At 40.6% G+C, this 16,117-nt stretch carries 14 protein-coding genes; all 14 read right to left on the bottom strand.

Going from position 1 to position 16,117, the window contains the following annotated elements; genetic code table 11:
* Positions 1-69: 69 nt before the first annotated feature.
* On the bottom strand, positions 70-753 hold the full coding sequence (locus tag A6J77_RS04185; protein ID WP_083068469.1) for a response regulator transcription factor: 684 nt from the start codon (positions 751-753) through the stop codon (positions 70-72).
* Between the two features lie 213 nt (positions 754-966).
* The gene (gene guaB, locus A6J77_RS04180) at positions 967-2,451 is read right to left on the bottom strand and encodes an IMP dehydrogenase (RefSeq protein WP_102950039.1); all 1,485 of its coding nucleotides are present in this window, start codon (positions 2,449-2,451) and stop codon (positions 967-969) included.
* A gap of 402 nt (positions 2,452-2,853) precedes the next feature.
* Positions 2,854-3,366 (bottom strand): thioredoxin domain-containing protein, encoded by a 513-nt coding sequence (locus tag A6J77_RS04175; protein ID WP_083068461.1) that lies wholly within the window; start codon positions 3,364-3,366, stop codon positions 2,854-2,856.
* 26 nt (positions 3,367-3,392) lie between these two features.
* The gene (locus A6J77_RS04170) at positions 3,393-4,478 is read right to left on the bottom strand and encodes a thioredoxin domain-containing protein (RefSeq protein ID WP_083068460.1); all 1,086 of its coding nucleotides are present in this window, start codon (positions 4,476-4,478) and stop codon (positions 3,393-3,395) included.
* Between the two features lie 123 nt (positions 4,479-4,601).
* Positions 4,602-5,348, bottom strand: coding sequence for a DUF1129 domain-containing protein (locus A6J77_RS04165; RefSeq protein WP_083068458.1), 747 nt, complete (start codon positions 5,346-5,348; stop codon positions 4,602-4,604).
* A gap of 32 nt (positions 5,349-5,380) precedes the next feature.
* Entirely contained in the window at positions 5,381-6,475 is a 1,095-nt protein-coding gene (gene ychF, locus A6J77_RS04160) for a redox-regulated ATPase YchF (RefSeq protein ID WP_083068455.1), read from the bottom strand.
* Positions 6,476-6,594: 119 nt separating this feature from the next.
* Positions 6,595-6,795, bottom strand: coding sequence for a DUF951 domain-containing protein (locus A6J77_RS04155; protein WP_026465520.1), 201 nt, complete (start codon positions 6,793-6,795; stop codon positions 6,595-6,597).
* Between the two features lie 11 nt (positions 6,796-6,806).
* On the bottom strand, positions 6,807-7,790 hold the full coding sequence (locus tag A6J77_RS04150) for a ParB/RepB/Spo0J family partition protein (protein WP_083068453.1): 984 nt from the start codon (positions 7,788-7,790) through the stop codon (positions 6,807-6,809).
* Positions 7,771-8,547 carry a ParA family protein gene (locus A6J77_RS04145; RefSeq protein WP_083068451.1) on the bottom strand — a complete coding sequence of 259 codons (777 nt, stop codon included), beginning with the start codon at positions 8,545-8,547 and terminating at the stop codon, positions 7,771-7,773. Before A6J77_RS04145 ends, A6J77_RS04150 begins: the two co-directional genes overlap by 20 nt.
* 219 nt (positions 8,548-8,766) lie before the next feature.
* The gene (gene rsmG / locus A6J77_RS04140) at positions 8,767-9,483 is read right to left on the bottom strand and encodes a 16S rRNA (guanine(527)-N(7))-methyltransferase RsmG (RefSeq protein ID WP_083068449.1); all 717 of its coding nucleotides are present in this window, start codon (positions 9,481-9,483) and stop codon (positions 8,767-8,769) included.
* 327 nt (positions 9,484-9,810) lie between these two features.
* Positions 9,811-11,709 carry a tRNA uridine-5-carboxymethylaminomethyl(34) synthesis enzyme MnmG gene (mnmG, locus tag A6J77_RS04135; protein WP_083068447.1) on the bottom strand — a complete coding sequence of 633 codons (1,899 nt, stop codon included), beginning with the start codon at positions 11,707-11,709 and terminating at the stop codon, positions 9,811-9,813.
* A gap of 24 nt (positions 11,710-11,733) precedes the next feature.
* On the bottom strand, positions 11,734-13,125 hold the full coding sequence (gene mnmE, locus A6J77_RS04130; protein WP_083068445.1) for a tRNA uridine-5-carboxymethylaminomethyl(34) synthesis GTPase MnmE: 1,392 nt from the start codon (positions 13,123-13,125) through the stop codon (positions 11,734-11,736).
* A 323-nt stretch (positions 13,126-13,448) separates the two neighbouring features.
* The gene (locus A6J77_RS04125) at positions 13,449-14,657 is read right to left on the bottom strand and encodes a GerMN domain-containing protein (RefSeq protein WP_083068443.1); all 1,209 of its coding nucleotides are present in this window, start codon (positions 14,655-14,657) and stop codon (positions 13,449-13,451) included.
* Between the two features lie 182 nt (positions 14,658-14,839).
* Entirely contained in the window at positions 14,840-16,069 is a 1,230-nt protein-coding gene (locus A6J77_RS04120; protein ID WP_227645115.1) for a mechanosensitive ion channel, read from the bottom strand.
* Between the last annotated feature and the right edge of the window lie 48 nt (positions 16,070-16,117).

Genomic DNA, 16,117 nt, shown 5'->3' with positions numbered 1-16,117 from the left:
TACCAATATCGCATTCCCCAGTCTTACTGAACATTCGCCGTGATACCAGACGTTTTCTATACTTAGCGCTTAGGCTGTAATTTTATAACCTACACCCCAAACAGTTGAGATTACCTTGTCTCCACCTGTAGCTTCACCGATCTTATCACGCAAATGGCTCACGTGGACCATAACAGTCTTCGCTGATACCACAGACTCTTGCTGCCATACACGTTCAAAAATCTCGTCAGCAGAGAATACGTTATTTGGATTACTAGCTAGTAAGTATAATATACCAAATTCTAGCGCAGTTAGTTGAATTTGTTGACCATCTGTTGTCTTTACCTCATGAGAATTTTTGTTAATTACAAGCGGGCCAACTTCAATCGTTGCTGAATCATCGCCAGCTGTAGAAGCACGACGCAATAAAGACTTGATACGAGCCATCACTTCAAGCGGGTTAAAGGGTTTTGTCACATAATCATCCGCACCAGTCGTTAAACCAGAAATCTTGTCCATATCAGACGATTTAGCAGATAATAGTAAAATTGGCATATCCACATCACGTTTCCGTAACTCCTTAATCACCGTAATCCCATCCTTACTAGGCATCATAATATCCAACACCATCATCGCAATATCAGGATTCTCAGCAATTTTCTTCAAGGCCTCATCCCCATCAAAAGCCTGGATTACCTCGTAGTCTTCATTTGTAGCATATATAGTTAATAATTCAACGATTTCCTTATCGTCATCAGTAATTAAAATTTTCATTAGGTTATCCTCCGAACTCTATAGTCTCTCTACCTTATTTTAACAAACCCCAACCACATAAGTCCTATATTTCTATTTAAAAGTAGTTAAGAATGCCTTAAGACTTGATATCACAAGCTTTTCCGACCTATTTTAAAGATTTTTCCATTGAAAAAGGACAAGCGCAGTCATGCTGACCCACTTGCCCTCGGAATATTTTCATCTTTAAATCGATTAGCCTCTTGAATAGTTTGGCGCTTCTTTAGTGATTTGTACATCATGCGGATGCGATTCGATTAAACCAGCACCTGTCATGCGAATAAATTGTGCATGTTGACGTAAGTCTTCAACTGTTGCAGCACCGCAATAGCCCATACCTGATTCAATACCACCAAGTAATTGGAAGATAATACCTGAAACTGAACCCTTATAAGCAACGCGTCCTTCGATGCCTTCAGGCACTAATTTGTTGGCTTCGTTGACTTCACCTTGGAAGTAACGGTCCGCAGAACCCTTTTTCATAGCCCCTAATGAACCCATACCACGGTAAGTTTTAAATTGACGTCCTTGGAAGATTTCTAATTCCCCAGGTGCTTCGTCAGTACCCGCTAACATTGATCCTAACATCACTGCATGGCCACCAGCCGCTAAAGCTTTGACAATATCACCTGAGAATTTGATCCCACCATCCGCAATAATGGTCTTGCCGTATTCGTTGGCTACACTAGCTGCGTCATAGACCGCTGTAATTTGTGGTACCCCAACACCAGCAACCACACGTGTTGTACAAATTGAACCAGGCCCAATCCCTACTTTAACCACGTCTACACCTGCTTCATATAAAGCACGCGTACCTTCAGCTGTCGCTACATTTCCAGCGATTAAAGTAGCTTCTGGGAACTCTTGGCGAATTTGTGCAATTTTACGTAAAACCCCTGCAGAGTGACCATGTGCAGTATCGATTACAATCGCATCTGCACCTGCTTCAAGTAAAGCCGCAACACGTTCAAATGTATCTGAAGTAACCCCAACTGCCGCACCCACAATCAAACGACCTTTTGCGTCTTTAGCAGAATTTGGATAGTCTGTAACGCGTTCAATATCTTTAATAGTAACTAAGCCAGTTAAACGGCCTTGGTCATCAACTAGTAATAATTTCTCTATACGGTTTTCGTATAAGATATGGCTTGCTTCTTCTAAAGAAGTCCCTTGTGGTGCAACCACTAAGTCATCCTTAGTCATGACATTTTCAATGGCTTGGTCATGATTTTCCAAGAAACGGATGTCACGGTTTGTTAAGATCCCCAACAATTTGTGGTCTTCTTCATTGTTGATGATGGGTACACCAGAAATCCGGTAACGACCCATCAATGCCACTGCTTCTTTCACAGAAGATTCAGGGAATAAGTAGAATGGATCTGAAATGACACCTGATTCTGAACGCTTCACCTTACGTACTTCATCCGCTTGTTGGGCAATTGTCATGTTTTTGTGAATAATACCAAGTCCACCTTGGCGTGCCATAGCGATGGCCATGCTCGCATCCGTTACAGTATCCATTGAAGCTGAAAGGATTGGAATATTTAATTTCAAGTTGGGTGCCAACTGTACGCCTAAGTCTACCTCGTTAGGCAACACCTCTGAATGTGCTGGCAATAGTAAGACATCATCAAATGTTAATCCCTCTTTAGCGAACTTGTTTTCCCATGCAGTAGTCATTTTCATTTATTCCCCTTTTCTGTATAAAATCGATTTTTACTATCCTACCACCATACACAAACAAGGTCAACCTTATATTTCGTAAATAAATGCATTATTTTTATATATTAAAGATATTGTTCGTTTTTTATTTGTTTTAAAAAGGATATGTGCTCTTAAAAACTTGTATCGAATGTTAACGTTCGTAAATAGGCTAAAGGCATTATCTCTTCTTTTACCTAGACATATTTACCTTGTGCTTATAGCAAGATCTATTGTTAACAAGACCTCCATAAACCTATGACTCAACGACATACTTTCAAGACACAAATCCAATATTTATACGATACAAAAAGCCGTGACATTAAGCCACGACCTTTGATTGATTATTCGTATAAGTTTTCCGAGAAAAAATCGAAATACTTAGATTCTTTCTATTATCGCTTGTTTGAAGGCTTCTGGGTCTACTATTTCAACGAATGCTTGGTCTTCGATGAAAATCGTTGGTACCGCGCCGACACCAACTGCCTGTGCTTCTTCAAATACGCGTGCTGCCAGTTCGCTATTGTCTTGTTGCACACGTCCTTGTTGGGTTAAATAGGCTTCAACTTTGTCTAGATTTAAACGCGCCCAGTCATTTTGTGACCGAAGATATTGGTCTGCCATAGTATAGGCCGCTTCTTGGTTATCGTAATCGATGTAATCATGGACAAGGTTACCTTTTTGTAGGCGCGGACTGGTTTTATCATAATGCTTCAAAATCCGTTGCACCTGCCCTGTTTGAATTAATGGATCTAGGAAGAAGGCGAATTGCTCCTGGTAATTTAAGGCATCCGGACAAGCAAGGTTGTAGTATTCAACGACTTTAACCTTGGCTGTATCTTTTCCAAGTTTAATCGCATCTTGATAGGTGATTTTATCTGTTTGAAAGGTCATTTAAATGCCTCCTTATTATATTTTCCTTACTGGGCAATTTGTTCGTCTAAGTAAGCAATTAATTCAGCTGCTGCATTTGGCCCCACAAAAGCTTTGTCATTATTTACGACGATTGTTGGGGTTGCTGTACCGCCAAGCGCTTCAAATTCAGCTTTAACGACATCGTTTTGCAGGCGGTTGCCTTGGTATTGGTAAGATAGCGTTTCAATAGCAAAGTCTACGATGCCACCAAAGTCTGTCGTTTTCCATTCACCATGACGGGCGAAGATTTCTTTGAATTGTTTGTAGGCTTTTTCTTGGTCCTTGTAGTCTACAAAGCGGTTAATAACTTCCCCTTTAGCTAAGCCAGCCTTATCGATATCAACGTGTTTGATAATCCGTTGAATCTTCCCTTCATCCGCTAGGCCCTCTAATTTTTCAGACACGGCGTCTTCTAAGTTTTTAGACCCTTGGCAACGGAAGTTGACGTATTCAGTCACCTTAATCGGCGCATCATCTTGGCCGTATTTAATAGCCCGTTTATCCGTAACCTGGTCTAAATCTAATTTGTCGGCCCCGAAATCATAGTCTTCTGTTGCAGTAGCTGTTTGGTAAGCAGCGTTAAACCATTCGCGGATAGTCTCGTTGTCTTCGTGCTCGTCAAAGACTTGGCCAAATACATAGGCAGTTGGCACTGTTTTAGCGCCTACTTCAACCGCTTCAGCTTTAATGGCTTCTTGGGTATCATCGTTGTCTTGTTTAGTGTAACCTAATTGGTTTTCAGCATATGCTGCTACACCCGCTTCGTCTAATTCCGTCCATTCTTGACGAGTCGCAAACATCTCTGTTAGCTGTTTGAAGGCATTTTCTGGGTCATCGTAAGTCAGGTAACTATGCATCACATTCCCTTTACGCAAGTGACCAGTTGGGCGGTTTATGGGCTTCACAATATATTGTACTTTGCCCGCTTCAACGAATTCTTGAATAATCGCCGTATTTTGTTGTTCGAATTCCCTTGAAAAAGGACATTCTACGTTTAAGTAGGCATATAGTTTTACCGGTGCGTCTGCTTTCCCGTAACGAAATCCTAGGTCATCTGAAACAATTGAGAAATCAATATTTGTTGCATCCATTTTATTACACGTCCTTTGTACTTTTAATACCCTTATCTTAACGAAGATTCCTCGTCATGCCAAAAATATCAACTCGAAGCTATCAAAAAAAGCCTGCCACGATAAACTGACAGACTCATGTTTTTAGAATAAGGTATTTTGTACTTTGAATTCGCGTTTAAACCACCATCTGCCGGCTAAACCTAGGACTGCTAGGGCTAGGTAAGCGAATAATGGCAATTCTGGGTTAATACCCACTGGCAGAAATTCGGTTAGGGAAATGAGTAGGATCCAGGCCAATAAAACGGCTACTGAAATCAAGATATACCGCATAGTGCCGCGTTCTTTCTTCGGTTTAGACATATCTGGTTGATTTGTTGTCAGAACAGCCATTGCTAGCCCCCCAACAATAAAGTTCAAGATTAAGGTGAATAAACCAGCTGGGCTTGATGAGGCATTTTCTGAACCGATTAATAAGGTCAATCCAGAAATACCCGCGAATACTCCACCAATTAATAAGCCACCTTCAACCCAGTAATGCCAGAATGGGCTGTCGCCTGCTTGAATTGCCCCATTACCGTCGTTAGGGTTTTGGTGTAGTTCTTGGGCGTAAGTTGTTGGTGTGCCGTATAATTGTTTAGCAGTAACCCCTTTATCTTGCTCTTCAATAAGGGTATGCAACATTTGATTTTCTTTTAAGTCGATATCGCCATCGTAACCTAAAGCATTGATTTCATTCATAAATTTGATCATAAATTCTTGGTTACGTTTGGTTAAATCTGCGTATAGGCCTTCGCGTTCGTCTTTGATGCGTTGGCGGGCTACTTTTTCAGCCGCTTCACGTTCAGCTTGAATTTCAGCTCTCGATTTTTTCTCATTTCCTAATGCCATTGTTGGTCAAATCTCCTTTTGCCTGAATGATCTTAAACGTTAAATCTAAATAGTAAGATATCGCCATCTTTCACAACGTAGTCCTTACCTTCAGAACGGTAGCGACCTGCTTCTTTGGCTGCTTTTTCACTACCATAAGTCAGTAAGTCTTCATAAGATAAGGTTTCTGCACGGATAAAGCCTTTTTCAAAGTCTGAGTGAATGACACCCGCTGCTTGTGGGGCTTTCATGCCCTTTTTGAAGGTCCAAGCACGCACTTCTTGTTCACCGGCAGTAAAGTAAGTTTCAAGTCCCAATAAAGTGTAAGCGCGTTGGATTAAACGGTCTAATCCAGATACTTCCATCCCTAAGTCTTCCATGAACATTTCACGGTCTTCATCGTCCAACGATGCCAATTCTTCCTCGATTTGCGCTGAAACAATTACCACTTCAGCATCCTCTTCACTAGCAATACCGCGTACGATTTCGACATAGTCGTTACCAGTTGCTGCATCATCCTCGTTTACGTTCGCTACGTACAAGATTGGTTTTGTTGTCAAAAGGAACATGCGGTCAATAAATGGCTGTTCTTCTTCAGTAAAAGTCACTGTTCGAGCTGATTTACCAGCTTCAAGCACTTCTTTTACCTTAGCTAGAGCGTTGGCTTCAACGATTGCATCATGGTCTTTTGATTTAGCCATTTTAATTGCTTTTTCGTAGCGTTTATTGACTGTTTCTAAGTCAGATAAGATTAACTCTAGGTTAATTGTTTCAATATCGTCAGCTGGATCTACTTTTCCAGAAACGTGGGTGATATTCCCATCTTCAAAGCAACGAACCACGTGAACAATCGCATCTACTTCACGAATGTTAGCTAAGAATTTGTTTCCTAACCCTTCACCCTTACTTGCTCCTTTAACAATTCCGGCAATATCCGTAAATTCAAAAGTTGTTGGGACAGTTTTCTTTGGTACGTAGAATTCAGTAAGTGTTTGTAGACGTCTATCTGGTACCTCTACAACCCCCACATTCGGGTCGATTGTTGCAAAGGGATAGTTTGCGGCTTCTACTTGAGATTTTGTGATTGCATTAAATAAGGTAGATTTTCCAACGTTTGGTAATCCTACGATTCCGGCAGTTAAAGCCATTTCTTCACGCTACTTTCTTTATTAAGGGTATTTTTTCTTTATTTCTATCATTATAAGTCATTCTGATGATTGAAAACTCGAACACATCAGACCAATATAGGCAAAACGGGTGTTAATCCCTAGTTATTGTCTGCTGGTTGAATGATTTTTTTCATTTTCTTTTCAAATTCACGTCGTGGCATCATGACTGATTGGCCACAACCTTGGCATTTAATGCGGATATCCGCACCTAAACGAATGATTTTCCAAGCATTTTCACCACAAGGGTGTTGTTTTTTCATTTGCACGATATCGTGCATGCCATATTCTTTGTCTCCCAAGACATACACCTCTAATCTTCAAATTTAATATTCAAGATATCTAGAATACGGGTTAAATCTTCTTCAGAAAGGTATTCGATTTCGATTTTACCACGTTTTCCGCGACTGTTGATTTGGACATTCGTTCCAAACTTATCCATTAACCGGTCTTCGCTTTCGCGGATATAAGGTGGCACGACTTCTTTCTTGCCGTTATCTTTTTTAATATCCTTGTCCGCTGGCTCGTTTAAGGCTTGTACCATTTTCTCCAATTGGCGAACGGTAATGCCTTCTGCAACAACCTTCTTAGCTAGACTTGATTGGTCTTTTTTCGATTTTAAACCTAAAATAGTCCGGGCCTGACCTGCTGATAAAGCACCTGATTGCACTAAGGCTTTGATATCGTCACTCAAACCTAGTAAACGTAAATGGTTGGTGATATAAGTTCTGGATTTCCCTAGTCGTTTAGCAGCTTCATCTTGCGTAATTGCTAGAACGTCAATCAATTGTTGGTAAGCCATAGCTTCTTCTAGGGCTGTTAGGTCTTCACGTTGTAAGTTCTCGATGATAGATGCTTCGATCATCTGTTCATCAGAAAATTCACGTACAATGGCTGGAACAGTCGTTAAACCGGCGATTTTAGACGCACGAAAACGTCGTTCACCAGCAATAATTTCATACCCTTTCACTGCAGATTTACGTAGGGTGATCGGCTGAAAAATGCCTTGCTCTTGAATAGATTTGGCCAAGTCGTTCAAGGCATCTTCATCAAATTGGTGCCGGGGTTGGTAAGGGTTTGGACGAATATCTTCAACACTGATTTCCTGCACCATTTTGTCAGTCGCAAGGGCTTCAACAGTCGCTTCGTTTGCAGTTTGCTTACTTGTTTCAGCTGTCTCTTTTACATCAACTTGCTCTTGGTCTGTCTCATCCTGGGTAAAAAGTGCTTCGCCACCAAAAAAGGCATCAATCCCACGGCCAAGACCCTTATTATGCTTATTTGTTTGTTTCGCCATTATTTTCTAGCACTTCCTTTGCTAATTCCAGATACACTTCAGCGCCACGAGAACGAATATCATAATCAATGATGGATTGTCCATATGATGGTGCTTCAGACAAGCGCACATTTCGCGGAATCAAGGTCGTATACACTGCTTGACCAAAGTACTTCCGGACTTCTTCTACAACTTCGTTCGATAAGTTTGTTCTTGCATCATACATTGTCATTAAAACACCTTCAATTTTTAGCCCTGCATTGAAGTGTTTTTGAACTAATTGGATTGTGTTCAATAATTGACTTAATCCTTCTAGGGCATAGTATTCACTTTGTACTGGAATCAGTACGGAATCTGCACTGGTGAAGGCATTGATTGTCAAGTGACCTAGTGAAGGCGGACAATCAATGAAGATATAGTCATAGTCATTTCTAATTGGTTGAATGGCTTCTTTCATCTTTTGTTCACGGTGGGAGATGCTGGTTAACTCAACCTCAGCCCCTGCCAATGAAATTGTTGCCGGTACAACAGAAAGGTTCTCGCGTGATGAAGATACTACCGCATCTTTTACCGCAACTTCGTTGATCAACACGTCATAGATGCTGTTTTCAACAGAACCTTTAGCAATCCCTAGACCACTCGTCGCATTCCCTTGCGCATCACTATCGATTAATAAAATTTTCTTTCCTTGATAGGCAAGTGCGGATGCTAAGTTGACAGTTGTTGTTGTCTTCCCGACACCACCTTTTTGATTGGCGACTGCGATTACTTTACCCATTTTCTAACCCCCTGCGTTGTATACATCATTTTCAATAAAAAAGGAACGGAATGCGTTTCCGTTCCTTTCGCATTCATTCAAAATAGTTTGGCCTATTTTTCGCAATATTATGCTTGTCATGTCGTTTATTCTTTACCATTGTACCAAAAAAGCCTCTATATTGTTTAAAGAATTCTATTATCAAATAAAATACTTTTGCTGCGTATAGCTTTCTCTTAACTATAATGGACTTTTCGCTGGTTTTCCTGGCTTACGCGGATATTTATTTGGTGTTTCTTTTGGTTTTTCAATTCGTAGAATATGACGTTCGCCTGCTTCAGCTGGCAGGTCAAATTGAATATCTTCCACAAACTTACCACCTAAAATAGCAATGGCATGTTTCGCTTCTTCAATTTCATCGTCTGATTTTTGAGCTTTCATAGCTAGAAATTGGCCGTCCTTTTTCACTAAAGGTAGACAAAATTCCGCTAATAAGTTCAAGCGGGCTACTGCTCTAGCTGTTGCAAAGTCGAATTGGCCACGGAATTGTGGGTTTTGCCCAAAGGTTTCAGCGCGGTCGTGGTAGGCATGCACACCTTCTAACCCAAGTTCATTCACCACTTCATTGATAAAGTTGATGCGCTTATTCAATGAATCAACGATGGTGATGTCTAAGTTTGGCAAGGCAATTTTCAATGGGATACTTGGGAAACCAGCTCCCGAACCCACATCTACCAAGCGATATTTTTGATCAGCCATCTCTACATGCATGGCTACAGTCAGCGAATCATAGAAATGCTTCAAATACACTTCTTCTAATGCTGTAATCGCTGTTAAATTAATTTTCTCATTCCATTCAACTAATAACTCGAAATAGCGGTTAAACTGTGCCATTTGTTGGTCATTTAGTTGGATCCCCGCTTCAGCAAGGCTACTTTTAAATCGTTCTGGATTCATGATCGTCTACTTTCTATATTGAATTCTGAAGGCATATTGAATACTTGGTAAAATGGTTTCCCATTCTTTCATTTCATTTACACGGAAAATAACACGTTTTAGCGTATGACAATTCCTTTTCCGTTCAATTCCCAATGTTTTCTCAATCAAATTATAGCATAGCCCGCTTTTTAAAAGAAGATAAGGTCCTTGAAGAACGCAAATTAGAAAAGACCCGAAATGATCCCCAACACAGACCATTTGGATGTAAACATGATGCACTATAGATTATAAATCACAAAAAGCTATCCCTATTTTCTGGGATAGCTTTTTTAATGTACTTACTGGTTAAACACGTGCTACATGCCCGCCTTGTAAGTAAACCATAATAATGGATACATCTGCTGGGTTTACCCCTGATACACGACTGGCTTGTGCTAAAGTACGTGGGCCGATTTCTTTCAATCGTTGACGTGCTTCAGTGGCTAAGCTGTCGATGGCATCCCAATCGATGTCAGCTGGAATTTCTTTTTGCTCTAAACGGTGTAATTTTTCTACTTTACGTTGTTCTTTAACAATATAACCAGCATATTTGATTTGGATTTCAACTTGTTCTGTTACTTGACGTGATAAATCCTTGTCGCTTGGGGCGAATTTAAGGATATCATCAATTTTAAGCTCTGGACGACGTAGTAAGTCGCTCGCCATAATCCCATCTTTTAAGGCTGCAGAATTTTTCTCTGCAAGGTAGTCTTGTAATTCTTGAGTTGGTTTCAAGCGAACATTGGCTAAGCGGTCTAACTCTTCAGCAACCTCTGCTTGGTTTGATTTGTATAAGTTATATTGTTCTTCAGAGACTAAACCAAATTCATAACCTTTTTCAGTTAAACGAGCATCAGCGTTGTCATGACGTAATAATAAACGGTATTCAGCGCGTGATGTTAATAATCGATACGGTTCAGTTGTCCCTTTTGTGACTAAGTCATCGATCATTACCCCAATATAGCCTTGGTCACGGCCGATAACAAATGGCTCTTCGCCACGGATTTTAAGGACGGCGTTGATCCCTGCGTATAAACCTTGACCAGCAGCTTCTTCATAACCAGAAGTACCGTTTGTTTGACCAGCTGTAAATAAGTTGGCCACTTGTTTAGTTTCTAAGTTTACTTTCAATTGGTTTGGTTTCACTACATCGTACTCAATGGCGTAGCCATTACGCATGATACGTGCGTTTTCCAAGCCTTTAACTGAATGAATCATGTCATTTTGAACGTCTTCTGGTAGTGAAGTTGAAAGTCCTTGGACATAGATTTCTTCGTTATCTAACCCTTCAGGCTCAAGGAAGATTTGGTGTTTTGGTTTATCTGCAAAACGCACAATCTTATCTTCAATTGACGGACAGTAACGGGCACCTACACCCTCAACGATACCGGTAAACATCGGTGCACGATGTAAGTTTTCACGAATCGTTTCATGGGTTGCTTCATTGGTATAAGTCAAGAAACATGGGACTTGGTCTACTAGTGGTAAGTAATCCGCGTCTTTAGACATGAATGAAAAATGATTTGGTGCATCATCACCCGGTTGGATTTCCGTTGCATCATAGTTGATCGTACGTTTGTCCACGCGTGGCGGTGTACCAGTTTTAAAGCGGGCAATATCAAAGCCGTATTTTTCCGCCATATTCCCAGTCAATTTCTCAGCTGGTTGCGAGTTGTTGGGACCTGAAGAATATTTTAATTCCCCAATAATAATTTCACCACGGGCTGCCGTACCAGTTGTCAAAATAACAGCATCTGCACGGTAAATAGCACCTGTGTTGGTGATAATCCCTTTAACCGTATCATCTTCAATAATCAAGTCGTCTACTAACCCTTGACGTAGGGTTAAGTGGTCTTGGTTTTCGATAGTTCTACGCATTTCTTTGGCGTATTCATCTTTATCTGCTTGCGCACGTAAGGCACGGACAGCTGGTCCCTTACCTGTATTCAGCATACGCATTTGGATATAGGTTTTATCAATATTGCGGCCCATTTCACCACCAAGGGCATCGATCTCTCTTACAACTACTCCTTTAGCTGGCCCCCCAATTGACGGGTTACATGGCATAAAGGCAACCATATCAATATTAATCGTAATCAACATGGTTTCAGCGCCCATACGCGCTGCAGCTAAGGCTGCTTCACTACCTGCATGCCCAGCACCAACTACAATGACATCATATTTACCTGCTTCATAAGTTTGCATCATCTCATCCTTTCTACGCTTCTTTTATTTACCTAAACAGAATTGACTGAATAGTTGTGTTAATAGTTCATCCGGCGCATTTTCACCAATAATTTCACCTAAAATTTCCCAAGCACGGGTAAAGTCGATTTGAATCAAGTCAACTGGCATGCCCATATCAATCCCGTTTTTCACTTCGTCTAATGATTGACTCGCTTTTTGTAAAAGGTCTATATGACGGGCGTTAGAAACATAAGTCGCGTCTTTTTCCCCTGATTGACCTGAGAAGAAGTAGTCTGCAATTTTCTCCTCTAAAGCGTCAATACCTTCTTGTGTCATCATAGACGTGGCAATGATTTCGTCCTCTTCAACCCACTCTAACAGGGATTCTTTTAAAAGCTGGTTTGGTAAATCAATTTTATTCATGATAATAATTCGTTTATGGTCTTGGGTTAAGGCTAAAAGCTCACGATCACCAGCGGTTAAGGCTTCAGATTGGTTGAGTAATAATAACACCAATTCTGCTTCCATTAAGGCCTTCTTCGACCGTTCCACACCAATACGTTCCACCACATCTTCTGTGTCACGAATACCCGCTGTATCCACCAATTTCAAGGGTACCCCGCGGATATTGATATATTCTTCAACCGTGTCACGCGTTGTACCTTCAATATCCGTTACAATGGCCTTTTCTTCTCTTAATAAGGCATTCAGCAAGGAAGATTTCCCCACATTTGGACGACCCACAATGGCAGTTGAAATCCCGTCACGCAAGATTTTTCCTTGTTTAGCGGTTGATAATAAGCCATCGATTCGGTCCTTGATAATAGTTGTTTTCTCGCCCAATAATTTAAGGGTCATTTCTTCCACATCGTCGTATTCCGGGTAGTCAATGTTTACTTCAACTTGCGCCAATGTATTTAAGATGTCTTGACGTAAATTTTCGATTAAATTGGATAATTTTCCGTCCAACTGCTTCACAGCTAAATCCATTGACCGGTCCGTCTTGGCACGGATTAAATCCATCACAGCTTCTGCTTGGGTTAAGTCAATTCGTCCGTTGATAAAGGCTCGTTTGGTGAATTCACCTGGTTCTGCTAGGGTAGCCCCTTCCCGCAAAACAAGTTCCAGCACGCGATTTGTCGCCACAATCCCACCATGGGTATTAATCTCAACAATATCTTCACGCGTAAATGTTTTTGGTTCACGCATAACAGACACCATCACTTCATCAATCTCTTGACCATCTTTTGGATCCACAATATAGCCATAATGAATGGTATGACTATCTTGCGTACTCAATTTTTTCTGACCTAATTTATAAACCTTATCTGCAATCGCTAGTGCGTCATCACCTGAAAGACGGACAATCCCAATTGCACCCTCGCCTGGCGCCGATGAAATTGCTGCAATTGTATCAAAACCACGGGTAATCATGAATATGTTCCTTTCTAACTAAATTTATCTACTATTGTTTATATTTGTGCAAATAAAAAAGCGCCCAATCTACCCCTCCCATGGCCTGGTCGGACTAGAAAGACACTTTGACTGTCAAACTACTTTTTTATACATTCGGTATTATACGCAATCTCCATTTAAAAGTAAACAATTTCAATTCAGAAATTGCGACTTTTTCATCCTAGTTTACTACTGTTTGGAAAAGGGCAAGCAGCTTTTGTTGGGCACCCATTACTAAACGCCCAGCTAGATTCAAGCTGAGCGTTTATTTTGTCATCTTTATCTGTCGATTTACCTGTCATTTAAGGCTGAATATTTTCAGGGATTTCGTATAATGGATAAGCTGGGGTTAATTCAATAACACCATCAATGACCATATAATCGCCTTCAATAGCAGGTTGAATGTAGTCGGCATTATAATACTGGACCATCGTTGCCATCATCGCATCCAACTTAGCCTTCCCTTGTGGATCATCCGCCAATTCACTGATGTTTTCGCTAAAGTCAACATAGACAATCTTGCCCGCCCTTGGGTCTTGACCGTCAACATTGATGCTATTGATATCAACACTTTTCGTCATCATTTGTTGGTCAGCGCTGTTGCCACCCTGGAAAATCTGCGTGAATTTCAGCGCCATATCATCATTTGTCGTCATCGCCACCGTTTCATTCGCTTGTTCTAACTCACCTTCGCCATTTGGATAGTAGAAAGTGACCTCTTCACTCCAACCTTCAATTGATAGCTGACTCAAGATTTGAGTGACGAAATAATCTGCTTCAGGGTCGGTACTTTCATCTTCTGCGTAAACCAGTCCCACATCTGGGGCATAATACTCTCTACGAATACTATTTTCACCGTATTCACTCACCTCTAAAGTCTCGTAAGTGCCAGTCTTCGTTTCAACAGGCACATCAATGCCAGTAATTTCACGCTGGCGTCCGTCACTATCAAAAGTATGACCCACTTCAATTGGCCCCTCAATCAAGACCCTCGTTGGCTCATCTATTTGGGTAATCATATCGTAGGTCAATTCTTCATGACTATAAGTTTCTGGCTTGGTCACCATCACTTCAGCCTTATCTGCTGTAATCGCCACTACCTCTAGGGTTGTCGTTCCTGCAGTTGCCGTCCGCATAGTTAAAAACTCATCATTAATAAAATCATAGGTCCGGGTAAAGCCCGCAAACTCATTCCCGTCACCCTCAAAAACTGCCTGATACCCTTCAATCATTGGGAAATAATCAGCCACTGTTAAAGCGGACGTCCCTTCTGAGGATGAACTTCCACTTGCTTCATCATCTGTGTCACTTTCTGCTGTTGAACTCGACTGACTGGATTGCGAATCTTCTGATGTTTCATCACTCGCACTATCACTAGCACTTGAGGACACTTGTTCAGACGAGGATGTCTCACTTTCATCATAAATCTCTTCTGCATCATTAAACCAAGAACATGAACCTAACAGTAATGACGTACTCAATAGTAAAAACCATGTTGCTTTCTGTTTCATTTTTGACACCTCCCAGAATCAATCATAAATACTTTTATCACTTTTATTGTATCTGTTTTCATAATACAGTTAAAGCGTTACAGTAAAGCTTAAGCCAGTCTTAAAGATTTCATGCAATTGTATAGCACAAAGAAAAACCCCCAGCACACAGCCAGGGGTAAGATCTTATCTTTCATTGATGATTAGAATTGGTCGTTTTTGTAGTTTTGACCAGATTCTTCTTCAATTTTTTTGTCTAATTTTTCTAGTTGTTTTTTCGCGAAGTCGCGTCCACCTAAACCAAATGATAAGGCAAAGGCAACTGATAAACCACCAATGATGAATAGGAAGGCCATGTTCACAATATTGTTAGCAAAGTTCAATTGATCTAATGCCATAAATACTGAGAAGACTACGAATACGCCTTTAATGATTGCACCAACCCATTTGCTTTGAGTTGCTTTATTCACTAAGTCGCCAACGAAACGGCCACCAAAGATACCAAGACCTAAGATAATTAAGGCAATTAATACGTTCGGTAGGTAAGCAATGATTGCTGCACCAACAGTGTTTAAGATCGCTAAGTTTAATACGTTTAAGGCTTCAACGGTAAAGAATAAACCGATAACTACTGCAACTACTTGACCAATGATTTCTGAAACATTGATGTTTTTAGTTGCTGCACCAGTTTCACGGTTGAATAAGTTGTTTAAACCAGTACCCGCAAGTAAGTTTTGTACTAACTCACCAATGACTTTAGCAATCGCAAATCCAACACCTAATAAGATTACTGCTACTAAGATATTTGGAATTGCAGAAGCAACACTGTTTAACACACCGATGATTGGTGTTGTAATTGAAGAAATCCCTAATGTTTCAAGGGCTACAACTGCAATAGGAATGAAAACAACAATGTAAGCTACATAAGAAAGTACGTTAGCAATTGTATCTGCTGTTTGTCCGTCTGCTGTTTTGTTACCGGTAAATTTAGCCACATACTTGTCGATGTTAACTGTTTTTACTAGTGAGTAAACTAATTGTTTCACTAAACGCGCTACCACTACCGCTACAATCATAATGATAATTGCACCAATGATTGATGGTAAGAACCCTAAAGCATTTGCTGTCATATCACGAATTGGTGTCGCGATAGAAGTTAAACCAAATGTATCGAAGATGCCTGGTAAGAATAGCACCCAAACAATGTAGTATAGAATTTGCGCGATGGTATCAATCGTTGTTTCCGCTTGATCCTCAGTCTCTGCAATATTCCATTTCACGAAGCGACCTGGTAATCCCACCGCTCGTAAACCTTTTGAAACTGCCTTTCTAACTAATACTGCCACGATCCACGCAATAAGAATTAATAATATACCACCAATGATGGCTGGTATGCCAGCAGCTAAGCTAGCCCATAAACCTGCTAAATCCATTTTTTCCATCTCCTTTTATTTATCTAAAAATTTATTTGGAAAACTTCA

The sequence above is a fragment of the Aerococcus viridans genome (assembly GCF_002083135.2).
GTDB lineage: Bacteria > Bacillota > Bacilli > Lactobacillales > Aerococcaceae > Aerococcus > Aerococcus viridans_C.
Note: the sequence above shows the minus strand (reverse complement) of the source record. Positions and strands in the feature narration are given on the sequence as shown.